This is a genomic window from Candidatus Binatia bacterium (assembly GCA_036504975.1).
GTDB lineage: Bacteria > Desulfobacterota > Binatia > UBA9968 > UBA9968 > JAJPJQ01.
In genome coordinates this window covers 1-23,787 of sequence record DASXUF010000046.1, presented here as the reverse complement: position 1 = coordinate 23,787, position 23,787 = coordinate 1, and the positions used below count along the sequence as shown (strand labels likewise).

Genomic DNA, 23,787 nt, shown 5'->3' with positions numbered 1-23,787 from the left:
AAGACGCTGCACCCTCACCCCTTCCCTCTCCCTCAGGGAGAGGGTGAGGGAGATTCCGGGCGGAGCGAGGACATGGACTTCGGCGTCATCTATAGAAACTGGGACTTCCTGATCGTTCAGGGTTTGTTTGGGATCGGCAACTTCGTCGGCGGCACGCTGAGGCTCGCGATCCCCGCGATGTTGCTAGGATTCATTCTCGGGATCTTTATCGGCCTCGCGCGGCTCGCCCGCTCCGCCTGGATCCGGGTGCCCGCGACAGTGTACGTCGAGTTCTTCCGCGGCGTGCCGCTCGTCATGGTGATCTTCTGGTTCTGGTTCATCCTGCCCGTCGTTCTCAGAATACCTTTGCCCGAGTACGGCATAGCCCTCGCGGCCTTCATATTTTTCGAGAGCGCTTACCTGGGAGAAATTATAAGAGCGGGAATTCAATCCGTGCCGCGCGGGCAGATCGAGGCGGCGGCCTCCAGCGGCCTCAGCTCCGCGCAGACGATGCGGCACGTGGTCTTGCCGCAAGCGCTCCGCAACATGATCCCCGCCCTCGTCACGCAGTTCATCGTTTTGTTCAAGGACACCTCGCTCGCTTCGATCATCGGCTACGTCGATCTCACCAAGGCGGCTCAAATCGTAAACAACCGCGAGATCCGCCCGTTCGAGCTTTATATATTCATCGCCGCCGTCTACTGGCTTTGCACGTACGCGATGTCCCGCTACGCGCAGTATCTGGAGCGCCGGCTCGCGCCGGCTTGACCGAAACAGTTTATCGCTTTCAGATTTTTAAATTGCAATCTGAGATCTGTAATTTGAGATCTGAGATTCCGAGCGAAGCGAGGACGCGCTTGACAGCCCGCGCGCGCTGAAATAATCGTGACGCGATGAGTTTGAGAGGAGCAGCGGCGATCGTCGGCGTCGGCGAGACGCCGGTGGACCGGCTCGGCGGAAAACCCGGAGAGCCGCGCAAATCGACCGCCGAATATCTCGCTTGGGCTTTTCGTCTCGCGCTGGAAGATGCGGGCCTCGAGAAAAAAGATTTTGACGGCCAGGGTCTCGCCGCCATCTACACGACCAACCATTCGCAACCGTTCTGGCCGGAAGAAGCGGCGAATATCCTCGGCGTCTCCCCCGCCGTCTCTTTGGCGGGAGGAAACGGCGGCGCGAGCGCGGTTTCTCTCCTGGGACACGCCGCGGCGATGATCCAATCGGGCGTCGTCGATCTCGTTGTTGTAGTAGCCGCCGCGGCGCCCTTCAGCGAGCGCGGCCGAAGCCGGGTCGAGCCGGCGGACACGCGCGATTTCGAGATGCCCTTCGGCGTGATGGGCCCGAACTCAAAAATTTCCTTCGTCATGAGCCGCTACATGCACGAGTCCGGCATGACGGCGGACCATTTCGGCAAGATCGCCGTCACCGCGCGCTACCACGCGACGCTGAACCCCGGCGCCTACCTCAGAAAGCCGCTCACGCTCGAGGAATACAAAAACTCGCGCATGATCTCCGATCCGATTCGCCTGTACGACTGCGTCCTCCCGGCCAACGGCGGCAAGGCGTACATCGTCGCATCGCCGGAGCGCGCGCGAAATCTGCGGAAGCCGCCGATCCATCTGCTCGGATGGGGCGAGCGCAACAACGCCAGCGCCGGCCCGCGCTCAAACGCCAATCCGCTCATCACCGGCGTCCGCGAATGCGGCAAGGCCGCGTTCCAGATGGCCGGCGTGTCTCACGGCGACGTCGATTTTCTCGGCCTTTACGACGATTACGTGCCGATCGTCATGCTGCAAATCGAAGATCTGGGCTTCTGCGAAAAAAGCAACCGGGAATTTTTCGCGCGCACCGATTTCACCATCAAAGGATCTCTGCCCATTCAGACGGGCGGCGGCATGATCAATTGCGGCCAGCCTTCGACCACCGGCGGCACGCTCCACGTCATCGAGGCGGTGCGGCAGCTCCGCGGCGAAGGCGGCGCGCGCCAGGTGGCCGGCGCGGAGATCGGCCTCGTCACCGGTCTCGGCGCGGTGAATTACGGAAAAAATTTCGGCTGCACGGCCACGGCGATATTAGGAGGTAAGACGTGAAGAAATATTTCACCACAGAGACGAGGCCACAGAGTTCGGAGTATTTTTCATTAAAACTTCTAACCCCGCGCCCTCCGTGCCTCTGCGGTGAAATAACGATTGCCGCTTTGCCGCGCTAGAAAGTTGATATGGCCGAACCGGCAAAAACAATTCCCAAGCCGCTGCCCGAGATCACACCGGTGACGCGGCCGTTTTGGGACGCGACGGCTCAGGGCGAGCTGATCATGCAGCGCTGCAAGGACTGCGGTTCGTGGGTCTGGTGCCCCCGTCCCGCCTGCGTCGAGTGCGGCGGCGAAAAACTGGAGTGGACGCAACTCAGCGGCCGGGGCCAGGTCTTCGCCTTCACCGTGATTCGCGAAGTCGTCGGCCGAGCGCTGAGAGGCTTCGCGAGCGACATTCCTTACGTCACGGCATGGGTCGATCTCGAAGAAGGTCCCCGAATCTGCAGCAACATCGTCGGCTGCCCGATCGATCAGGTAACGATCGGGATGTCCGTTGAAGTCGTATTCGAAGAAGCCGCTCAGGGAATCTTCCTGCCCAAGTTCAGGCCACGTTGACGCCTCGTCCTTTTCGAAACTTTATTCCGACCTGGTTGTAACAACCTCCGGCAGGGTATATGGTTTTTTTGCCCGCTCGGGGCGATTTTTATTTTTGGAGGTCTGAATGAAAAATACTTTTCACTCAGCGATGCTGATGGTTCTGGCGCTTCTCGGGTCCTCCTCGGTTCTTTTTGCACAGACGAACAAGAGTGGAGAGACCATGGTCAAAAATGGCGCGACGGTAAGTCTCGAATACACGCTCACAGGCGAAGACGGCAAGGTCATCGAGTCGAACAAGGGCAAGGAGCCCCTGCGTTACGTGGACGGCCGCAGTCAAATCATTCCGGGCCTGGAAAAGGCGCTCGAGGGAATGACAGCCGGCGCGGAAAAGAAGGTCACCGTCAAACCGGAGGATGCCTATGGACAGGTCGATCCGAAAGCGTACCGCGAAGTGCCGAAAGAATCCGTCCCCGGGGACTCGCTCAAGGAGGGCATGACGCTATTCGCTAAAAATGCCGAGGGTGAGATGTTCCCTGTACGGGTTAAAGAAGTGAAGGATAAAACGGTCGTCATCGACATGAACCACCCTCTGGCGGGCAAGACTTTGGTCTTCGACGTCAAAATATTGGACGTCCAACCGCCGTCGGCAAAGTAGTTCAACCTCTAACTCATCGCCAGCTGATGATCCCGGCAAGGGGTCGGGAGTCCTGACTCCAAGGCTCCCGACTCTCTCTGTATGTCCATGACGCTTCAGGAATTCACCCAACGGCTGAGAAAACGCGGCGACGTTGTATTCTTTACCGGCGCCGGCGTCAGCACGGAGTCCGGCGTGCCGGACTTCAGAAGCCCCGGCGGAATCTGGACCAAGTATTCTCCGGTCTACTTCGATGAATTCGTGAGCAGCCAAGAGGCGCGCATCCGTTACTGGAAGATGAAGCGCGAGACTCACGCGCTTTACAAAAACGTCCAGCCCAACATCGGCCATCACTCCATCGCGGCGTTCGAGAAGCGCGGCCGACTGCTCGGTCTGATCACGCAGAACGTCGATGGCCTGCACCGTATCGCCGGGAACTCGCCCGAGAAAATGGTCGAGCTGCACGGCACCGACCGGAAGGTGAGCTGTCTCGGCTGCGGCAAAGAATTCGATCCTGATCCGATCTATCGGCGGCTGGAGGAAGATAGCGTGCCTGCGCCTTGCGACGCCTGCGGCGGCCTGCTCAAGCCCGCGACCATCTCCTTCGGCCAGCCGATGCCTCAGGCGGAGATGAAGCGCGCGCAGGAGTGGAGCGAAGCGGCGGAGGTCTTCATCGTCGTCGGCTCCTCTCTCGTCGTGCAGCCGGCAGCGGCGTTTCCAGTCGTCGCCAAGCAAGGCGGCGCCACGCTCGCGATTATCAACCGTGAGCCGACGCCGCTGGACGCGCTTTCGGATTACAATTTCAGAGGACCGATCGGAGAATTTTTCACGAATTTGAACCCGCTCTTAGCCGACGGCTAGACTCGCCACCATCGAACCGCTTGCGCGCGCTGGGTCGTAAGTATTAGAGTTAAACAAATTCTCTTCAGGCCGATCAAAAAGGTCCATAGGCAAGGCGGGCGAAGGTCCGCGAGCGGAGGCGTACTCTTCTAGTACGTTGACGCCATAGCCCGCCACTGGCGGGCGTTAAAGCTAAACGCGCCGAGCGCAACCATCGTAACGCCTGCCGTTGGCAGACTATGGCATATGACCTTTTTCAGCGGCCTGCTAATCCCATCGTGCGGACTCGTTTCTACTACGGCTACGTCGTTCTCCTCGTATGTTTTCTTAACATGGTTTTCGTGCGCGGCGCCTTCGGCTCGTTCAGCGTTTTCTACGTCGCCCTGCTGGAAGAGTTCCACTGGTCGCACGGCGTCGGCGCCACGATCGTCTCGTTGAACTCTCTGGTTTATGCGGGGGTGTCGCCCGCGGTCGGATATGCGTTCGACCGTCTCGGACCCCGCGTGATGCTGCCGTTGGCGGGTTTCTTGATGGGACTCGGCTTCGTTCTGTCCGGCTTCAGCAATTCTCTCGGGGAACTCTACATCTTCTACGGCGTCCTCGCCGCCGTCGGCCAGGGCGGTCTCGGCTTTGTGACGCAAAGCGCGCTGCTCTCCCACTGGTTCGTGCGCCGTCGCGCCACGGCCATCGGTCTCGCGACCGCGGGCCAAGGTCTCGGCATGATCACGATAGTTCCACTGGCACAGATTTTAATCTCGGGCCTCGACTGGCGCGGCGCTTTCATGTGGTTGGGCGTGCTCATCCTCGCCACGGTCGTTCCGACCAACGCGATTTTTCAACAACGCGCTCCCGTCGATGTCGGACAGCTCCCCGACGGAGAAGTCTTCGCTGCGGATGCAAAGCCGGCGGATTCAAGAACCGCCGCAAAAAAATACGACTGGACTTTGAGCAAAGCCGTGCGGTCCGCACCCTTCTGGATGATCGCAACCGGACATCTCGCGCTTGGAACGGGCCTATTTATCGTTTACACGCATCTCGTCGCGCATCTGGTCGAACAAGGATTCGAGAAGTTATCCGCGGCATTCGCGCTGGGGATGATCGGACTCATGAGAGTAGCGGGCACGTTCGTTTGGGGATACGCGTCGGACCGGCTGGGAAGACAGAAAGCGTACGGTCTCTCGGTCTTGATCACTTTGGCGGGACTTATCTGCCTGCTGCGGATTGGCGCCGGTTCGCCTCTATGGTTTACCTATATGGGCGTGGTGTTGTACGGCATCGGTCACAGCGCGGGGAACCCGACTTACGGAGCTGTCATCGGAGATATCTTCAGCGGCAAAAACATCGGCACCATTCTTGGTTTTCTTGAAATCACTTTCGGCATCGGCATGGCGCTCGGCTCCTGGTCAGGCGGGACGATCTTCGACGTCACCGGCTCGTACCGATGGGCGTTCGCGCTGAGCGTGATTTGTTTTGTCGTATCGTTTCTAGCGATCCAGGCGAGCGCTTCGTGGCATCAAAGGCAAGGGAGATAGCTCGTCGCAGACTAACTACTACTTCTCATACGCGCCGATGTCGCAGAGCGGGCCTTGAGGCCGCGATGTGCCGCGCTGGTCGGTAGCGGGACAACCCGCTAGCGGCGCCGCGTCGATCGCCGGACTGCCGAGAGGCAGCGCGTGCGTATACGTCGGGCCGCCGTTGTTCGCGAGCGGATCGATGATGCTCGCGAGCGGCACCGCCGGCACGATATCGCTGCCCGAAGGCACAAAGCCGTAAGTACCCGCGTTGTTGCTCACACCGAATAGGTTGTAGTTTGCGGCGGTGACGCTGTTGGTAACATATGCATAGTGAAAGACCTCACGCCCAAAAGTCCCGAGGTTGCCGGAGATAAGGCTGCGGTTCAGATCGAGAATTCCTATGTTAAGGATGCCGCCGCCTCCCCTCGCCTTATTGCCTGTGATCGTGCTGTTACTAATCGTGGCTGTGGCGCTGTAGGGTATCCCATTAAAGAAATAATAGTGGTTGAATATGCCGCCGCCGGCAAGCGAGGCCGTGTTGCCCGACACCGTGCTGTTGGTAACCGTCAGCAGAGCATCGAAGGCGTTCAATATTCCGCCGCCTACCCGTGCTTTCCTGTTGCCGGAAATGGTGCTGTTATCGACCGTCACGGTGGTGTGAATATCGTTAAAAATCCCGGCGCCGTAACGGGCCTTGTTGCCGGAAATCGTGCTGTTCGTGACGGTGGCTGTGCCGATATATGGCGTACCGTTGTAGAAGGAGTAATCGTTGAAGATTCCGCCGCCCGCAACTTTTGCCGAGTTGCCCGAGATCGTGCTGGTGTCGATCGTGACGGTTGCATAATTACTTATGCCGCCGCCGAGTCTGGCCTTGTTGCCGGAAATCGTGCTGTTCTGAACGGTTACGGAGGAGAATACATCAATCGCTATGCCGCCGCCGCCATAGCTTGCCCTATTGCCCGATATCGTGCTGTTGGTAACCGTAGCGGTGTGGTAATCGTCGTTCCAAATGGCGCCGCCGCTAAAGGCCCTGTTGCCCGAGAGCGTGCTGCCGGCGACGCTAAGAACGCCGCCGTTGTGCACTCCGCCGCCGTAGTCAGCCGAGTTGCCGGAGATTGTGCTGTTGGTGATCGTGAGAGTTCCATTATAGTTAATTATGCCGCCGCCATAATTAGGAGTCTGGTTGCGGGAGACCGTGCTGTTCTGGATCGTGACGCTAGCGTTTGGATCGTTGTATATGCCGCCGCCGGCATAATCTGCCCGATTGCGCGTGATCGTGCCGTAGGTGATCGTAGCCGTAGCATCATCGTCGTTGAAGATCCCGCCGCCGCTATTAGCTCTATTCCCTGAGATCGTGCTGTGATCAACGGTGAGGTTGCCACTGTTGTACACGGCGCCGCCCGAGGTGGTTGTTCGTCCGCCCTTCAGAGTCACGTTCTTGAGAGTCAGATCCCCTCCGCTGCCTACGGCCAGCAGACGAAATTGGGGTCCCGTAGTTTTGCGAGCGATCGTGCCCGGACCTTCGATCGTGATCGGACTGGTAATCAGCGGCAGTCCGGTGGCGCTGCCATAGTAAGTATTAAAGGATGCGGTCAGCGTATTCGTCTTGTTCGCGGGTAACTGGATAGTATTTGCACCTGGGGCCGCGTTCGGACAGTCCGGATGGGTTAGCCCACCCGCATTGGCGTTTACGATCGCCTCGATCAGAGAACATAGCGTATCTCCTGAATTGATCGCCGGCTTGGTCGTGGTAACAGTTATCGTACCGCTCTGCGCGGTTCCATGCCCCAGCGCCAGCAACAACGCGGCACCGGCCAACGTGCCGGCCAACTTGCGTTGCCACTCCGACGGAATCGCAAGTCCGCTGGATCTCGTGAGTTGACGCTGCAAAGCACGGCGTGCTCCGCGCGGCAAGGCGCGCAGCTCGGCGTACCGGGCAGCGAAGCGCGGAAAGAGGTTGGCGCCTCTCGTCGCCAGCGCTTGCGCGAGCCACGGCGAGTCCGCCGCTTCAGCGACCTGAGAGTCCCATGCGGCGACGATGTTCTCGTCGAGGGGAAGCGCGTATGGCTGAAAATAATTCATAGACGGCTTCTTTCCGATTGAGGTTCGACCTTTTTAATGCCGAGCCTACGACGCCGACAAATTGGCGCTATATACTTCAGTTGGCAGCTACCTGTCAACCATTGAGTAGGTTTTTTTTCGGATGCGGAAAACTTCGGCTCAGGCGGAGCAGCCCCACACCTTTAAAGACCAGGGAGCGCCAAAGCGCTCCCTGGTACGTAAAGCAGGTGTGGAAATTTCGAATCAGCGGTTAGAGACGACAAGACATCGAGCGCTCGCAGAGAAAACGCCGCCTCATGGATAGATGTCGTCCGGCGTGTTGCCGTAGACCGTGCCGCTAGTATAGTTAAAGGTAGCGGCACCGGAATTGTATACCCCGCCGCCGCTGATGATAGCCGTATTGGTCGTGATTGTGCCGGTGGCATCCATATAAAAGTACCCGGCATTGCGCACGCCGCCGCCGTACCTTGAGGTGTTGCCGCTAATCGTGCTGTTAGTCACTAGAAGTGTCGCGTTCGGATAATTGTATATTCCACCGCCCGAGCTTAACGTACGCCCCGTGGCCCTATTGTCCGAGACGGTGCTGTTGTCGATCGACAACTGTCCCGATCGATTATAAATACCTCCGCCGTACTTGGCGTGGTTCTCCGTAAGGACGTGAGAGTTCATAATCGCGACGCTCCCGTCATAGTGATAGATTCCGCCGCCGCTCAGAAAGGCCGTATTCTGCGAAATCGTGCCGCCGTCGATCGTAACCTCGCTCCCGAGACCGGTATTGAGGGCATACACGCCGCCGCCAAACCTGGCTCTATTTCCCGTGATTGTGCTGCCGACGATGGAGGTGGGATAAGAAGCTTGATTGGCTTTGCTGAATACGCCGCCGCCGTCGCCGTAGCCAAGAGCGCTGGTGGCCGTATTGTTGGAAATGGTGCTGTTGTTGATCGTGAGCGTGCCGTTGTCGGTGGCCACGCCGCCGCCGGAGCCGGCCTTGTTATTCGTGATCGTGCTGCCGCCGGTGATAATAAGCTCGCCGTATGAATTGTAGACACCGCCGCCGTACTCAGCTCGGTTTCCCGTAATCGTGCTGTTGTTGATCGTGACAACCCCTAGGGTGTACACGCCGCCGCCTTTGATCGACAACTTCCTGCCGCCGCTAACAGTCACATTGTCGAGTGTAAGATCCCCGGTGTTACTCACCGCAAAGATGCGAAACCCCGGCGTTCCGATGATTTTTCGTCTGATTCTGCCGCCGTTGCCTGTAATGGTGATTGGGGTCGTGATCACAGGCAAGCCCGTGGCACCATAGGTGGAATTGTTAATTTTTGTGAGCGTGTGAACGCTGCCCGCCGTCAATACAATATCGTCCGCGCCGCTGCCGGCCGTACAGTCGGCGTGAGTCGCCGCATCGTCGTTGGCGTTGACAATCGCCTCGATCAACGAGCACTGACTGTCCGCCTTGACGCCGGTTTTATTCAAGGCGACATTAATGACGGCCGCCTGTGCACTCTGCCCCAGCGCGAGCAACAACGCCGCGCCGGCCAAAGAACGCGCGAGCTTCTGCTGCAGCGCATGCCCCGTTTGACCCCGAAGCCATTCCGGAAAGGATTCCGCCAGCTCTTCGGACCGCGCCAGCCGGCGCTGTAAAGCGCGGCGGGCGCCGCGCGGCAACGCGCGAAGTTGCGCATAGCAGGCGGCAAAACGCGGGAAGAGATCAGTACTCTGCGTTGCCAACGCCTTCGAGAGCCACGGCGTCTCCGCCGCCGCTGCGACTTGCGAGTCCCACGCGGCGACGATCGCTTCGTCCAAAGAGGGAAGGTAGGCCTGAAAATAATTCATAATGAACCTCTCGTGGTAATTTTTGCGCCTTAAAAATGGCGGTGGCCGATTGTACCAGAGACGATTTGGCAGTCAAGCTTGCGCGAGTTAAAATTTGAGCTGCTTTTAGAAGGTTACGACGCATAGCGAACTTCGAGGTCCGTAAGAGTACGGCAGGGAATTGGAGGGACAGCAGGCTAAGAGCGTTGCGCGACCGATAAGCGGCAACGCACCTATCGAAGATGGAGGCCGGCCGGAAAAAAACCAACCGTCAAGAGGTAAACCGGTGAGCCGGCCGGCGGTCTGAAAATAATTTACAGAAGTTCCTTATATTCGGGAGTCACCGCAAGGCTTCCCGCATCGGATTTTAGTTCTCGAGCCTCATGCGCCGGCCATTCGCGTTCATTCAGCGCCGCCGCGACGCGCTGCATCACGCCGGCCCAATCGTCGAGCCGGCTCTGGCGAAAGAGACGCATCGTCGGATACCACGGCGTGCTCTCGCCCTCCAAGCCCCAGCGCCAATCCACCACGTCGGAGAGCAGCGTCCACACCGGTTTGCCCAATGCGCCCGCGACGTGCGCGACCGAAGTATCGACGCTGATCACCAGATCCAACTGCTCGACGATCACGGCAAGATCGCCGAAGTCGCCGAGCATGGGATCGAGATCCTGCACCTGAACATCCGACGGAAGGTCGGTCAGATCGCGCGCCCGCTCCCCTTTTTGCAAGCCGTAGAAGTCGATGCCCTGCGTCAGGAGAACCGGCAGAAATTCTTTCAATGGAATAGAGCGATGGCGATCGTTGCGATGCGTGGCGCTGCCGGCCCACACGATGCCGACTTTGGGACGAGCGGAGTCGGTCAGCGCGAGCGCGGGGTTGTCTTTGCGCCTGCGGATGGCGGCGACATCGACGTACGGCACTTCCGCCGGAATCGTTTCGAGCGTGGTGCCGAAAAGATGCGGCAAGCTCAGCAGCGGAACATGGACGTCGAACTCGGCGACGCCGATTTGCCCCGCCGTGCGGATCTCGGCGATCCCCGGCAGGGTCGAGAAGACCGGCATCAAGTCGTCGCGGCAGAGGAGGATCAGCTTGCCGCAGCGTTCGGCGGCGCGCGGTAAATAGCGCGCGAACTGGATCGCATCGCCGGCGCCCTGCTCGGTGTGGATCAAGAGCTTCTTCTCCGGTATCGGTTGGCCGTCCCACTTGGGATGCGGACAGCGGAACGGCGTGAATTGTCCGGTCTGCCAGCGCCACTCGTATTCGCCGAGGCCGCGCTTGTAGTCGCCGATTTGCAGCAAATTTATACCCAGATTGAAGCGTGCTTGGGCATAGTTCGGCTGCAGCTCGATCGCGCGCTCGCAATATTCGATCGCTTTCCGCGGCTGGCGCTGCCGGCTGAGCGCGTAGGCCAAGCTGTTGTAGGCCTCGGCGCGCTCCGGCTCCGCCTCGATGACTTTTTCCAGACAAGCGGTCGCCTCCGAATAATTTTCCGCGTCGCCGAGAGCGACTCCTAGATTGTACAGCGCGTTGGGAAATTCCGGCTGGATGGCGACGCAGCGCCGGTAGGCGGCGACGGCTTCGTCGAGCTTGCCCTGCCGGTAGAATTCGTTGCCGCGCTGGAAATGAAACGCCGGCGAGCGCGCCAGCTCTTCCTCCGTCGGCAAAATCACTTCGGCAAGCGCCGCGTCCGGGAGCACGTAGGATTGGGCGAGCCGCGGATCGTTCCACTCCAGCACCTCGGGAAAACGGATTCCTGGCAGCACTTGAACGGCGAAGATCTCCTGCACGCCGGCCTCGAAGCGGAGAAAGCCGAGCGTCTGGCCGGTTTCGATGTGAATCACCCACACGCCGCAGGTGCGCTCGCGCAGCCGCTGCACCAGCGGAATGCCGCTGAAAACCGCGCTCTCCCGCACCTGCGAAAGTCCGATGAAAGCGAGCGGGCCGATGAAATCGATGCCGCGGGTGAACCCCGGCACGTGCGCAACCGTGCGCCACGCGCGCCGTTCGAGATCGACCGCGGCCAAACTGCCCTCGCCGGATTCCAGCACCCACATTTTGCCTTGATACCAGCGCGGCGAGTGCGGCATGGAAAGTCCGCGCAGCAGGATTTCGTTCGTCTCGATGTCCATTAGGATGCCGCCCTTCGCTTTGTTCGCGCGCCAGCCTCCAGGAGTGTCGGTCTCTCCCAACGCAGTGACGTATTTCGGGCGGCCGTCGACCATGGCGAGGCCGTTCAAGTGGCAGCGGTCTTCCGGCGCCAGGCCGCTCAGGAACGGCGGGCGCCAGCGGGGATGAAAGCTGTGATCGGCGTCGAGCGTGCAAAGACAGCAAAAGCGCGTGTTCACGATCCACAACTCGTTGTCGCGGTCCCAGGCAAGCTCGTGGATGTCGATGTCGCCGGTCACGTGAATGCGCCGGGGAAGATAGCAGCCGTCGTGCTTGCCGGCCGGCTCGAGCTTCTGCGCCACCGCCGGCATGTTGCGATATTCCCAAACCGTGTTCGAGCCGCCGATCGTCAGCCGATTGTGATCGGCGGCGATGCCCATCGGTTTGGCGAACGTCCGGAAGTGCGTGTTCAACGCGCCGTTGTCGTTGCGGACGACGATCGCTTTGCCCGCCTGGTACGTGGAAACCACCAGGCTGATTTGGAGCTGGTCGAAAAGAGCGGGAAGATTGGCGGTGTGCACGCTGCGGAGCGCAGCGTCGGGGGACGGAGGAGTTGCTTCAGCCATCTAGCGCCTAATTGACGCTATATACTTGAGTCGGGGACTCGCTGTCAAACGATCGGCGCGCTGAATCACATCGGTGGCCGCAGTCTCAGGGGAAAATTCGGTAGTGGTTCAATTTAATTCAACGACATGTCTATGTAGGGGCAGGCCCCTGTGCCTGCCCATTTTTTTTCGGGCGACCACGGGGGGATCGCCCCTACAAAATTTTGTGAAACTGAACCACTACCAAAAAATCGCCCGCGAATCACGGCTCCAACTCGAAAGAACCGATATCGCAGCTGGCGCCTTGCGGCCGCGCTACGCCGCGCTGGTCGGCCGACGGGCAGTCGGCGTCGGCCGGCGCCGCGTCTATCGCCGGGCTGCCGGCCACCAGTGCATGCGTGAAGGTCGCGCCGCCGTTATCGGCGAGCGGGGCCAGAATGTCGCCGATAAAAACGCCCGAGGCCGGCACAATGTCGGTCGCGCCGGGTGAAAAACCCAGGACGCCGTCACGGTTGTCCGTTCCGAACAAGTTGTAATTGTTTCTGGCGACCGTGCCATAGTTGTCGATCTCGCGTCCCCAGAACGCCCGGTTGCCGGAGATGAGGCTGCGCTTGAGAGTGAGGTCCCGCAAGTTGAATATCCCGCCGCCGTCGAAGGCGCTATTTTTCGCGACGGTGCTGTTGGAAACCGTCAACGTTGCGCGGTTGAATATGCCGCCGCCATAGGTCGCCTTGTTGCCCGAGATGGTGCTGTTCTCGATCGACGTCGTGCTCGAGCGGTCGTAGATGCCGCCGCCATAACTGAGCCAACCGGCCCTATTCCCGGATATCGTGCTGTAACTGATCGTGGAATAACTATCGCGGTTGTGCACGCCGGCGCCGTCGCGACCGGACGTATTCTTAGAAATCGTGCTGTACGCAACGGCCAGCGAACCCGAGCGCTCGTAAATACCGCCGCCGTCGACGAACGCTTTATTGCCAGTAATCGTACTGTAACCGATGCTGACGGCGCCGCTGTAATCATAAATACCGCCGCCGTAGAAGGCGGTATTCTTTGAAATGGTGCTGCTGTATATGTTGAGGGATGCGGCGGCCCCATTGAACACGCCGCCGCCCAACCCCGCTTTGCTCCCGGTGATGGTGCTGTAGTTAATGGTGACCGTGCCGTAATTAAATATCGCGCCGCCATAGTGCTGCGACCCGCCGCTGACTGTGACATTTTGCAAAGTGAGATCGCCGGAACTTTCCACGGCGATCAGGCGGAAATGTGCCCCCTTTTTGCCGGCGATCTTGGCGCCGTTTCCTTCGATCGTGATATCGCTGGTGATCCTCGGCAGACCCGTCGCCCCATAATAATTTGCGTAGCTGTTCGTGAGCGTATGAGTCGTAGCCGCCGCCAGCTCGATGACGTCCGCGCCGCTTCCCGCCGCGCAATCGGAGTGCGTCGCCGCATCGTTGTTGGCGTTGATGATCGCCTCGACCAGCGAGCATTGCCCGTCGGAGTTGATCTTGGGAATGTTGGTATCGACGGTTATTGTCGCTGCGCGACCTGTTCCCTGTCCCAAGGCAAGCAGCAACGCCGCTCCGGCGAGTGTGCACGCGAGCTGCCGTTGCAGAGTCGCTCCGATCTCTCGCTGTGTCCACTTCGGCAGGACCGCGGCGAACTCTTGCGAGCGTCCCAGCCGACGCTGAAGAGCGCGCCGCGCCCCGCGCGGCAACGCGCGCAACTGCGAATAGCAGGCGGCAAAGCGCGGAAACAGCTCGGTCCCGGCGTCGGCCAGCGCTTCCGCCAGACAGGAGTCTTCCGCCGCTTGAGCAACCTGAGAGTCCCACGCGGCGACGATCGTCTCGTACGCCGGAAATGAGACCGGGCTGAAATAGTTCATGGCCGCTCCTTACTTTCTATTGCTAACCAAGATTCTGCGTCGAGGATTAGATTAGAGCTGATGCGAGTTGATCCATATATATAAGGATAGGCTGCGGGTGCATCGGCACGCGTGGTGAGCGAAAACGAAGGCAGAGCCATACAGGTAAACACCCTAGATACGTAAAGCGCGTACCTCGATTAGACGTAAGTTTAGAAAAAAGGTTTACAGGAGGCGTGTGAGTGGGAGTTTGAACGGATCGCCGCTAGGTATTCTTTAGCAGGACTTTACAAACGCCCGGTCTGCCCGCGTGCGCGACGGCGTCGAGAGCTTCACTTAGAGGATAAATTTTTTCAATCATCGGCGTCACCTGGGCTTTTTTCTGCGCCAGCGCGTCGAGCGCCGGAGGAAAGAGACCGCAGCGCGAGCCGACCACGGTGACCTCGTTGATCACCAACGGCGCGAGCGAAAGCTTATGCTCGTCGGCGACCGTGCTCTTTAGCACCAGCGTTCCGCGCGGGCGCACGGCGCTGAGCGCCGTCTCGAGGCCCGTTGTCGAGCCGGTCGCCTCAATCACAATATCGGCCCATTGCCGCCGCCAGTCGGACAGCAATACGGTGCGGATACCGAGCTTCTTTACCATTTTCAGCTTTTCCGGATGCCTGCCGACCAGCGTCACGCGCGCGCCCGTGAGGGCAACGACCTGCGCGCAGAGAAGTCCCAGCTTGCCGTCGCCGAAGACCAGCACCTCGCGCGTGAAATCGATCTCGACCTGGTCGAGTATTTCGAGCGCCGCCGCCAACGGCTCGGTGAAGACCGCCTCTTCGTCGGAGACGCCGTCCGGCACGACGTGAAGATTTCGCGCCGGCACGGCAACGACTTCGGCAAAACAGCCGTCGGCGCCGAGAATGCCCATCACCTGCCGCTTGGGGCAGTGGCGGCCTAGCCCCCGCCGGCAAAACTCGCACCGCCCGCAAACGAAGTTGATCTCGCCCACGACGCGCTTGCTTAAGAAAGCCGAGGGCCCCTCGATGACGTCGCCGACGAACTCGTGACCGGGCACGCCGCGAAACCCCATGTAGCCTTTGAAGATTTGCAGATCCGTGGAGCAAATGCCGGCGAGACGCACGCGGACGAGAGCAGTCTCCCCTGAAACTGAAGGAGTCGGATATGCAAAATCGAACGTTAGCCTTTGTCCATCCCAGCGAAGCGCACGCATATAACCTCCTCGCCCTCCTTTGGAGGGAGAGGATAGAGGTGAGGGTGGAGCAGTGACCACAAATTTACCCTCACCCTAACCCTCTCCCGCAAGCGGGAGAGGGAATCAATATCCGCCCGAAATTTGCTAGGCTCTCAGTCCAGGGCTAACGCGACCACTTTGTCCGAAGTCTCGGCAACTCCTCGCCGTCGACGTAGATCGTCGCCTCGCGCTCTTGAAAGAAACAGACGAGCCCTTTGATCTTCGGACATTCGGGAATGGGGTCGAGATAGCTCCAGGCGAGATCCTGAAAGATTTTGTCACCGATTTTAACCGACCAGTAGGACGCGATGCCTTTATATGGACAGCGCGAAGCAGTCTCGGACAGCAGCAACAAATCGCGCCTGATATCGTCCAGCGGGATATAATATCTCGATGGATGCCCGGTCTCGAACAGGAGACGCGGCCGGCGCGTATCCGCCACCGTTTCTCCGGCCGCAGTGACAACCACGTGACGCGAGCTCTGCAGCACGTCGACTCTTTTATAAGGATCGCGCGGATGGACGAAAATTTCTTCTTCCTCTTCGTGCCACGAGTCCATCAGATTCCATTGAAAGGCGAAATGTCCCTTGATTGCGGAAGCGGAAGCGAGCGGATCGACGTAGCTCCAGGCGGCGTTCTCCGCCGCCTTCGCGCCGACTTTGATAGCCCAGTAGGAGGCGTCGCCTTTGTACGGGCAATGAGTTCGATGGCTCGTGGGATGCATCACTTCCATGCGAACATCTGGTTTTGGAAAATAATAGACCGGCAGACATTTTCTCTCGCGCAGCAGCAGCGCATGCTTGCTGTCGGCGATCGTCTCGCCGCCGAACGAGACGCGCACGCGCCTCGGAGATTCTTCGACGTGGATCCAATGGTCGGATGTATCGGAGGAGCTTTTCGGCCATTCAGGAACCATCGATCCTTCGCCGGGAACAGTCGCGAGCGGCCGTGAACTATCAGCCATGATTCATTCCTTCTCGCCTTTCGCCACCGCCACCGCCGTTTTCGCCAGCGCCACCGGGCTTGGACGGTCCGACGCGCTGTCGCCGGCGTAAATCCAACGGACGATTCCGGCGCGATCGACGACGAACGTGACCGGATGAGAGATCAAACCGGCCCAGTGGCCTTCGTTCGCCACGCCCGCCGCGCGGATCAGCTCGGCTTGAGGATCGCAGAGTAAACGCAAAGGATACGGATCGAGCGGAATGTGCGGCCGGTCTTCCCGGCAGTCGCGCGTCACGCGCTCGATCAGCTTCCTCCCCTCTTCCGGCGGCTCGACGCTGACGCCTAGGATCTGTATCTTCTCCCGGGTGTATCTCTCGGATTCGTAAACGAAGGCCGTCACCTGGGCCCGGCACCACGGTCACCAGCGCCCGCGGTAGAAAAACACGACCGTGGCCGGCGCGCGGGAAAATATTTCCGGAAACTGGACGGCCGCGCCTTCAACGTCGTCGAGCCTGGCCGAAGGAAAATTGTCGCCGATGACCGGTCGAGTCATGTGACAACCGAGAATCCGTTCACGAACCGGTCACCCTGAGCTCGTCGAAGGGCGACGCGTATCGTCGCCTTCAAATTTACGCCCCGCGCAGCGCCGCGAGCACCTTCTCCGCCGTGATCGGGAGCGAGTTGATCCTCACTCCCACCGCGTCCTCCACGGCGTTGGCGATCGCCGCCGCGGCGGCGATATTGGAGGTTTCTCCGATCGGCATGCTGTTGTACGGACCGGCGCCTTTGGGCCGCTCCATCACCAAGGTCTTGAAAGCCGGGAGATCTTTGATCGTGGGAATCTTGTAATCGCCGAAATGCGTCGTCGTCACTTTGCCGTCGGAGATCATCAGGTGCTCCATCAAGGCGTAGCCGACGCCCATCATGGCGCCGCCTTCGATCTGCCCCTGGTGCATGAGCGGATTGATCACCGTCCCCGTGTTGTGCGTGGAGGTGAATTTTCTGAGCTTGACCTGTCCGGTCTCCGGATCGACTTCCACTTCCGCGACTTGAGCGCACATCGAGGCCTCGTGGACTTTGGAGGTATCGTTGTAGCTCGCCTCGACGGCGATCGGAGAGCCTTTGGCCTTCGCCAGCTCGGCATAGCTCAATCGCCGCCCGCCGCGCTTCGCCGTCACTGCGCCTTTGGAAAGGAGGATTTGATCCGGCGTCGTCTTCAGTTGTTCCGCGCCGACTCTCTTGATCTCTTCGACCGCCTTCATGGCCGCCTGGTACGCCGCGTTGCCGTAGACTCGCGTCGCGCGGCTAGCGCCGACGCCCGTGTCCTGCTTGCCAGTCTTCGTATCCAGCGTCTCGACCTTCATGCGGCTGAGAGGAAGCTCAAGCTCCTGTCCCACGATCTCGCAGAGGAGCGTGTAAGTTCCGGCGCCCTGATCGAGCATCGCCGAAGAGATCATCACGAGACCTTCCGCGTCGATCTTGATCCCCACCGTCCCCGAGCCGCCGTTCGCCATCCACTGCACCAGCGCCACTCCGCGCCCGACGTTCTTCGCCTTGGGTTGATAAAAACCCGCTTCCCTGAGCGCGCGTTGGAGCGTTTCTTCGGTCTTGATGTAATCGACCTTCTGCCCGGTCGGATCCTGGTCGCCGTCGCGCATCAAATTTTTCTGCCTGAACTTGATCCGGTCCATCCCCAGCTTCTTCGCGACGAGATCGAGCTGGCTCTCGTTGGCGAAAAATCCCTGCGGGTCTCCGGGCGAGCGCATGTGGCCGCAAGGAATCTTATTCGTGTAGACCATGTGCTCCTCGATCAGCACGTGCGGGATCTTATAGGGCCCGGCGGAGCCGTGCGGCCCGTTGAGATACGCATTGGGCTTGAACGCGCCGTAGGCGCCGCTGTCGAAAATAAATTCCATGTGGTGCGCGACGATCGTGCCGTCCTTCTTGAGGCCGGTCTTGACCCGGATGACCGAGGCGTGGCGGGGATTGCCGGCGACGAACTCCTCATCGTAGTCCATCACCATCTTCACCGGCCGGCCGCTCTTCTTCGACATGCAATAGACCAGCGCGACGTCCATGAAGTCGCCCTTGCCGCCGAAGTCGCCGCCGATGTAGCAGGGATGCACGACGAGCTTTTCCGGGCTGATCTTGACCGCGTTGGCGACTTGTTCGCGGATGCCGTAAGGCACTTTACTGCACGCCCAGATTTCCGCTGAGCCGTCCGGCGCGGTCTTCACCACGCAAGAGTGCGGCTCGATGTAGGCGTGATGGACCTGGTTGGTGTGGAAGACGTTCTCGACGACCAGCTCGGCCTGGCGGAAACCTTCCTCGATATCGCCTTTCTTCCACGTCACGTAAATGAAATCGTTGCTGGCGGCTTCCAGCTTGTTGGGGAGGCCTTTGTAGTTGGGCACGTCGGGATGAATGATCGGCGCGGAAGGCTCCATCGCCTTTTCAGGGTCGAGCACCGGCTCCCATTCCTCGTACTCCACGTCGATAAGATTGACCGCTTCCTCGGCGATCTCTTCGCTGTCCGCGGCGACCGCGGCGACTTTTTCGCCGATGAAGCGCACGACGCCGTCGGCCAGGATCGGCATGTCGTAGAGCTTTCTCCCGATCTTGAGTCCCGTAACCTCTTCACCTGTGAGCACCGCCTGGACGCCCGGCAGTTGCAGCGCGCGGCTCGCGTCGATTCTTTTGACGCGGCCGAAGGCGATCGGGCTGCGCAATACCTTGCCCCAGAGCATTCCGGGAAGAACCACGTCCACGGCGTAGACCGCTGTGCCGGTAACTTTTTGCTCGCCCTCGACGCGCGGCGTCGGATTGCCTACGACCTTTTTTTGCCCCATCTCGCTACCTCTTATCAGGCCGGTAAAATAATATCTGGCTCCCCGGGAGGGACTCGAACCCCCGACCTAGTGATTAACAGTCACCCGCTCTACCGACTGAGCTACCGGGGAAGCATGTGCAATTCGATTTAATTAACACACGGGGCTATCAAATTCCAGGTAATTTCAGCGTAGCGCCTTCAGCTCTTGCAGTATTCTCTCCTGGTGCGTCGCCGGCCAATAGAGGCGCCGGCACTTGCGGCAGAAGGAAAATTTTTCCTGCGTGGCAAAGACGTACGGCGGCACTTTGCCTTCGACTTCCGCTTTCTCCACCGGCTCGAAGCGCGCGTTGCATTCGACGCAGCGCGTGAAAGCGTCCTTCAGCGGGTCCAGGCCGTATTCCTCGATCACCTGACGGAGCTGCTCGCGAAAATGGTCGCTCTGTATCAAAAGATAAGGCGGCGGATTTTTCTTCCCGAGCGCGCGGTCGCGCGTGAGAATGAGCCGGTCCTCCCGCCGCGCGGCGCGGATCAGCCCGGCGTCGGACAACTCCGGGCCGTAGATCACATCCTGCCCGATGATCCGGAGCCAGCGGGCAAGCCTGCCCAACATCTTGTCGGCGGCGAATTGCATTAAAAACAATTTGCAGGGGCGACCCTGCGAGGTCGCCCGAAAACCGGGCAGGCACGGGGGCCTGCCCCTACAATGACACGTTGTTCAAATCAAATTGAACCACAACACGAGAGCATCCAAGATATTCTTTTCACCCGCTGTAGTATATAATTCGCGGCGGATGAATTTGAAGCGAGTCACGGGCGTCGCCATCGTTCTCTTCTGGTGCTTCATGAACTTCCTGCTCTTGAAGCGCCAGCTCGCCGCGCCGCCTCCGCCCGTTACTCTCGCCGCCGTCAGCGCGATCACCGAGCCGCTCGACGAGTCGTGGGGAGTTTACTTCCACGGCGAAAAGATCGGCGCCTCCAGCCAGAAAATAACTCCCGAGCCCGGCGGATACAACGTGCAAAATTCCTCGGTCCTGCGCCTCAATATATTGGAAACGACGCAAACCGTCGCCAGCCGTCTCGACATGAGCGCCGATCCGGAATGGGCTTTGAGGCGGTTCGACTTTCGTCTCGATTCCGACAACGTGCGCTTCAGCGCCCGCGGAGAATTCGTCCCCGGCAGGCTGCGCCTCGAAGTGAGCTCCGGCGGCGAGCGGACGGAAACGGAGCTGCCGCTGCGCCACCCGCCGTATCTGCTCGCGGCGCTCAAGCCTTACATCGTCACGCAAAACCTGGAGCCGGGCAAAGAGCACCTGTTTCCGACGTTCGATCCGGCGACGCTGTCGCAGCAGCTCACGGCGGTCACGATTGAAGGACGGGAGCGAATACAAATCGCCGGGAAAATGGAGCCGGCGATCCGCTTGCGGCAGAATTTCAAGGGCATCTCGGTGATCTCCTGGGTGGACGGCTCGGGTAGAACGTTGAAGGAAGAAAGCCCCACCGGCCTCTCGCTCGTCAAAGAGAGCGCCGGCGACGCGACGGCAACTCTCGGCGCCAAGTCGTTGTCTCTCGACCTGCTCGCAAAAACGGCCGTTCCCGTGTCCGCGCCCATCGCGGACTCCGCGCGCAAAGAATTTCTTCGCTTGAGGCTCTCCGGTTTCAAGCTCGATAATTTTCCGCTCGACGGCGGCCGCCAGCGGCTCCATCTGGATACCCTGCAAATCAGGCGCGAGGAGCTGGACGGCGTCCGTTCTTACAGGCTTCCGGCCGACCGGCGGAAATTCTCCGCTTATCTTCAGCCCACGCCGTTTGTCCAAAGCGATCATCCCGAGATTCGCGCTCTGGCGCGGGCGATCGTCCGGGGAGAAAGCGACGCCGTCAAAGCCGCCGCGCGCATCAAGGATTGGGTTTACCGCGAGATCGCCAAAGAGCCGACCGTGAGCATTCCCACCGCGCTGGAAGTTCTCCGCACCCAAAGAGGCGACTGCAACGAGCACGCGGTCCTTTTCAGCGCCCTCGCCCGCGCCGCGGGCATCCCGGCGAAGACCGCGGTCGGCGTCGTCCATCTGCGCGGCGCTTTTTATTACCACGCGTGGTCGGAAGTCTGGCTCGGCGAATGGGTCTCGCTTGATCCGGTGCTCAATCAATTTCCGGCGGACGTTACCCACGTCAAATTTCTCGAAGGCGACATCGACCGGCAGGTGGACATCCTTCAACTCATCGGCAACTTGAAAATCCAGGTGATGGAAGCATCATGATTCGCGTCGAGAACCTCTCAAAGCACTACGGCAAGCTCGCGGCGGTGGACTCGCTCGATCTCGAAATTCCCGCCGGGGAGATTTTCGGTTTTCTCGGACCGAACGGGGCGGGGAAAACCACCACGATCAAAGTCATGATGGGAATTCTCCGCGCCGGCGCGGGCCGCGTTCTCCTCGGCGGCTTCGACGTCGAGCGGGAGCCTGAGAAGGCGAAGGCGATCACCGGCTACGTTCCCGACCGGCCGTTTATCTACGAGAAGCTGACCGGCGGCGAGTTCCTCAAGTTCGTCGGCTCGCTCCATCACGTGGAGCCGGCGGCGCTGGAACGGAAAACGGCCGATCTCCTGGAGACCTTCGAGCTTGCCGCGTGGCGCGAAGAGCTGATCGAAGGGTACTCGCACGGCATGAAGCAGCGCCTCGTCCTCAGCGCCGCGCTGCTCCACCAGCCGAAGATTCTCATCGCCGATGAGCCGATGGTCGGCATCGATCCCAGAGGCGCGCGCAAGCTCAAAGACCTTTTCCTCTCGCTCGCGAAGAGCGGCGTCGCGGTTTTTCTCTCGACCCACAGCGTGGGCGTCGCCGAAGAGGTCTGCCATCGCGTGGGCATCATCGACAAGGGAAAGCTCATCGCCTGCGGCACGATGGACGAACTCAGGCAGCTCGCAAAAGTCGATGACGGCAACCTGGAAAGCGCCTTCCTGGAACTGACGCGAAACGGCTATTCAGGACTGAGCCATGAGGACTGAGCGATGAATCTGAAAATCCGATACTCAGCCCTCAGCACTCAGCACTCAGTCCTCGTCCTGCTCTCACCCTTCCTCCTCTCCTGGAAGAACGAATTGTTCCGGAGAGAGAACGGCGGTTGGTTGAGGCGCTTGGTTCTTCTCGGTCTCGCCGCCGGTTTTTGGCTCGGCACTTTCTGGGTGGTCCGGCGCGTATTGCTTTATTTCCAGAGCGTCCATGGGCTCGGACCCGCTCTCGCCTTTCAGCTTCTTCTCATCATCCTGCTGACTTTCTTGTCCATGCTCCTGTTCAGCAATCTCATCACCGCCCTGTCGGCGTTTTTTCTCGCGAGCGATCTCCCTCTCCTCTGTTCAGCGCCGACGGCGCCGGCCCACTTTTTCGCCGCGCGGCTGACCAGCACGACGATCAATTCCTCCTGGATGGTGCTCTTCTTCGTTCTTCCCATTCTCGCCGCGTACGACGCCGTATTTCGCGGCGGGGCGCTTTTCTATCTCTGGGTCGGGCTTGTGCTGCCGCTCTTTATCGTCATTCCCGCGGCCGCGGGTGTGCTCGTCACACACCTGCTCGTCTACTTCCTTCCGGCGCGCCGCATCCGCGACGCTCTCTTCTTTATCGGCCTGTTCGCGTTCATCATCCTATACTTCCTCTTCCGCTTCTCGCGGCCGGAGCAGCTCGTCAATCCGGAGAGCTTCGGCTTCTTCGCCCAGTATCTCACCGCCATGGAAACGCCCTCGTCGCCGTATTTGCCGAGCAGTTGGTCGGCCGAGATTCTCGGCGCGTCGCTGTTCCAAAGGCCGGCCGATCTGTGGTTCTTTTATCCGCTGCTCGCGAGCTACGCCTTGTTTCTTCCATGGACGGCGGGCTGGATCTCCTCGCTCGTCCATCTCGCGGCCTGGTCGAAGGCGCAGGAATCGACACAGGGCCGGCGCAAAGCTTACCTGCTCGACGCGATAGTCGACCTCGCGACGCGCCCTTTTCCGGCAACGGCCAGGGCGATCGCGCTTAAAGACATCAAGACCTTCATGCGCGACACGACGCAATGGTCGCAGCTCTTTCTCCTCATCGCGCTGATCGTCGTCTATATCTACAACTTCAAAGTCCTGCCGCTCGACCGCTCGCCGATTCCCATCGCCACGCTCCGCACGGCGGTTTCTTTCGCCAACCTCGCGCTCGCGGGCTTCGTCCTGAGCGCGGTCGCGGTCCGCTTCTCCTTTCCCGCCGTCAGTCTGGAAGGAAAAGCGCTGTGGCTGCTGCAAACGTCTCCGATCGCGCTCCGCTCCATGCTCTGGAGCAAGTTCTGGCTGAACTGGGTTCCGCTGTTCGTCCTGGGCGAGCTGCTGATATTTTTGAGCAACAAGCTCCTCCGCGTTCCCGACTGGATGATGGCGCTGTCGCTCGTGACGATTTTTCTGATGACGTTTGGCATCGCGGCGATCGGCGTCGGCGTCGGCGCGATGTATCCGAAATTCGAATACGATCACGCCGCGCAAATCCCCACCAGCTTCGGCGGCGTAACGTCGATGATTTTTAGCGCCGCGTTCGTCGGGCTCTGCGTGATGATCGAGGCGTGGCCGGTCTATCTGATCGTCGCGCGGTCGCTCAAGTCGGCGGCGCCGCAGCCGGGGCTGTGGGTCCTCGCGCCTTCGGTCGCGCTCGTCGCCGCGCTCACGGTCGCGGCGGTCGTCGCGCCGATCAAGCTGGGTTTAAAAAGTTTGGCGAGTATGCGAGA

Annotated in this window: 18 protein-coding genes, 1 tRNA gene and 1 pseudogene; 9 read left to right on the top strand and 11 right to left on the bottom strand. The window is 60.1% G+C overall.

What is annotated here, in order from left to right; all coding sequences use genetic code 11:
- Positions 1 to 72: 72 nt before the first annotated feature.
- The 6 genes from VGL70_05965 to VGL70_05940 all read left to right on the top strand — a co-directional run bounded on the left by VGL70_05965 (position 73) and on the right by VGL70_05940 (position 5,611).
- Positions 73 to 747 (top strand): amino acid ABC transporter permease, encoded by a 675-nt coding sequence (locus tag VGL70_05965; GenBank protein HEY3303064.1) that lies wholly within the window; start codon positions 73 to 75, stop codon positions 745 to 747.
- 125 nt (positions 748 to 872) lie between these two features.
- Positions 873 to 2,066, top strand: coding sequence for a thiolase family protein (locus VGL70_05960; GenBank protein ID HEY3303063.1), 1,194 nt, complete (start codon positions 873 to 875; stop codon positions 2,064 to 2,066).
- 128 nt (positions 2,067 to 2,194) lie between these two features.
- Positions 2,195 to 2,623: a Zn-ribbon domain-containing OB-fold protein gene (locus VGL70_05955; GenBank protein ID HEY3303062.1), complete on the top strand. Its 429-nt coding sequence runs from the start codon at positions 2,195 to 2,197 to the stop codon at positions 2,621 to 2,623.
- A 106-nt stretch (positions 2,624 to 2,729) separates the two neighbouring features.
- Positions 2,730 to 3,260: a peptidylprolyl isomerase gene (locus VGL70_05950; protein ID HEY3303061.1), complete on the top strand. Its 531-nt coding sequence runs from the start codon at positions 2,730 to 2,732 to the stop codon at positions 3,258 to 3,260.
- A gap of 81 nt (positions 3,261 to 3,341) precedes the next feature.
- On the top strand, positions 3,342 to 4,100 hold the full coding sequence (locus tag VGL70_05945; protein HEY3303060.1) for a Sir2 family NAD-dependent protein deacetylase: 759 nt from the start codon (positions 3,342 to 3,344) through the stop codon (positions 4,098 to 4,100).
- A 218-nt stretch (positions 4,101 to 4,318) separates the two neighbouring features.
- Positions 4,319 to 5,611, top strand: coding sequence for an MFS transporter (locus VGL70_05940; protein ID HEY3303059.1), 1,293 nt, complete (start codon positions 4,319 to 4,321; stop codon positions 5,609 to 5,611).
- Positions 5,612 to 5,629: 18 nt separating this feature from the next.
- Here the strand turns inward: VGL70_05940 and VGL70_05935 are convergent, their stop codons facing one another.
- The 11 genes and pseudogenes from VGL70_05935 to VGL70_05885 all read right to left on the bottom strand — a co-directional run bounded on the left by VGL70_05935 (position 5,630) and on the right by VGL70_05885 (position 19,690).
- Positions 5,630 to 7,675 (bottom strand): right-handed parallel beta-helix repeat-containing protein, encoded by a 2,046-nt coding sequence (locus VGL70_05935; protein ID HEY3303058.1) that lies wholly within the window; start codon positions 7,673 to 7,675, stop codon positions 5,630 to 5,632.
- Positions 7,676 to 7,948: 273 nt separating this feature from the next.
- Positions 7,949 to 9,490 (bottom strand): right-handed parallel beta-helix repeat-containing protein, encoded by a 1,542-nt coding sequence (locus VGL70_05930; GenBank protein ID HEY3303057.1) that lies wholly within the window; start codon positions 9,488 to 9,490, stop codon positions 7,949 to 7,951.
- A gap of 293 nt (positions 9,491 to 9,783) precedes the next feature.
- Complete coding sequence (locus VGL70_05925; protein HEY3303056.1) at positions 9,784 to 12,201, bottom strand: TIGR03032 family protein; 2,418 nt, start codon at positions 12,199 to 12,201, stop codon at positions 9,784 to 9,786.
- Positions 12,202 to 12,442: 241 nt separating this feature from the next.
- Positions 12,443 to 14,065: a right-handed parallel beta-helix repeat-containing protein gene (locus VGL70_05920; GenBank protein ID HEY3303055.1), complete on the bottom strand. Its 1,623-nt coding sequence runs from the start codon at positions 14,063 to 14,065 to the stop codon at positions 12,443 to 12,445.
- Between the two features lie 244 nt (positions 14,066 to 14,309).
- Positions 14,310 to 15,263, bottom strand: coding sequence for an alcohol dehydrogenase catalytic domain-containing protein (locus VGL70_05915; GenBank protein HEY3303054.1), 954 nt, complete (start codon positions 15,261 to 15,263; stop codon positions 14,310 to 14,312).
- A gap of 145 nt (positions 15,264 to 15,408) precedes the next feature.
- Positions 15,409 to 16,248 carry a DUF427 domain-containing protein gene (locus VGL70_05910; GenBank protein HEY3303053.1) on the bottom strand — a complete coding sequence of 280 codons (840 nt, stop codon included), beginning with the start codon at positions 16,246 to 16,248 and terminating at the stop codon, positions 15,409 to 15,411.
- Between the two features lie 3 nt (positions 16,249 to 16,251).
- Positions 16,252 to 16,635 (bottom strand): annotated as a pseudogene (locus VGL70_05905) (redoxin domain-containing protein).
- Positions 16,636 to 16,647: 12 nt separating this feature from the next.
- On the bottom strand, positions 16,648 to 16,782 hold the full coding sequence (locus VGL70_05900) for a hypothetical protein (protein ID HEY3303052.1): 135 nt from the start codon (positions 16,780 to 16,782) through the stop codon (positions 16,648 to 16,650).
- Between the two features lie 76 nt (positions 16,783 to 16,858).
- Positions 16,859 to 19,078: a xanthine dehydrogenase family protein molybdopterin-binding subunit gene (locus VGL70_05895; GenBank protein ID HEY3303051.1), complete on the bottom strand. Its 2,220-nt coding sequence runs from the start codon at positions 19,076 to 19,078 to the stop codon at positions 16,859 to 16,861.
- A gap of 35 nt (positions 19,079 to 19,113) precedes the next feature.
- A tRNA-Asn gene (locus VGL70_05890) sits at positions 19,114 to 19,189 on the bottom strand.
- A 54-nt stretch (positions 19,190 to 19,243) separates the two neighbouring features.
- Positions 19,244 to 19,690, bottom strand: a complete 447-nt coding sequence (locus tag VGL70_05885; protein ID HEY3303050.1) for a Mut7-C RNAse domain-containing protein — start codon at positions 19,688 to 19,690, stop codon at positions 19,244 to 19,246.
- Positions 19,691 to 19,856: 166 nt separating this feature from the next.
- On the opposite strand from VGL70_05885, the gene VGL70_05880 reads away from it, so the two are divergent.
- The 3 genes from VGL70_05880 to VGL70_05870 all read left to right on the top strand — a co-directional run.
- Entirely contained in the window at positions 19,857 to 21,314 is a 1,458-nt protein-coding gene (locus VGL70_05880; protein ID HEY3303049.1) for a transglutaminase-like domain-containing protein, read from the top strand.
- Complete coding sequence (locus VGL70_05875; GenBank protein ID HEY3303048.1) at positions 21,311 to 22,060, top strand: ABC transporter ATP-binding protein; 750 nt, start codon at positions 21,311 to 21,313, stop codon at positions 22,058 to 22,060. The genes VGL70_05880 and VGL70_05875 overlap by 4 nt, the downstream gene beginning before the upstream one ends.
- A 3-nt stretch (positions 22,061 to 22,063) precedes the next feature.
- The coding region (locus tag VGL70_05870; GenBank protein HEY3303047.1) for a hypothetical protein at positions 22,064 to 23,787 on the top strand (1,724 nt) is incomplete at its 3' end.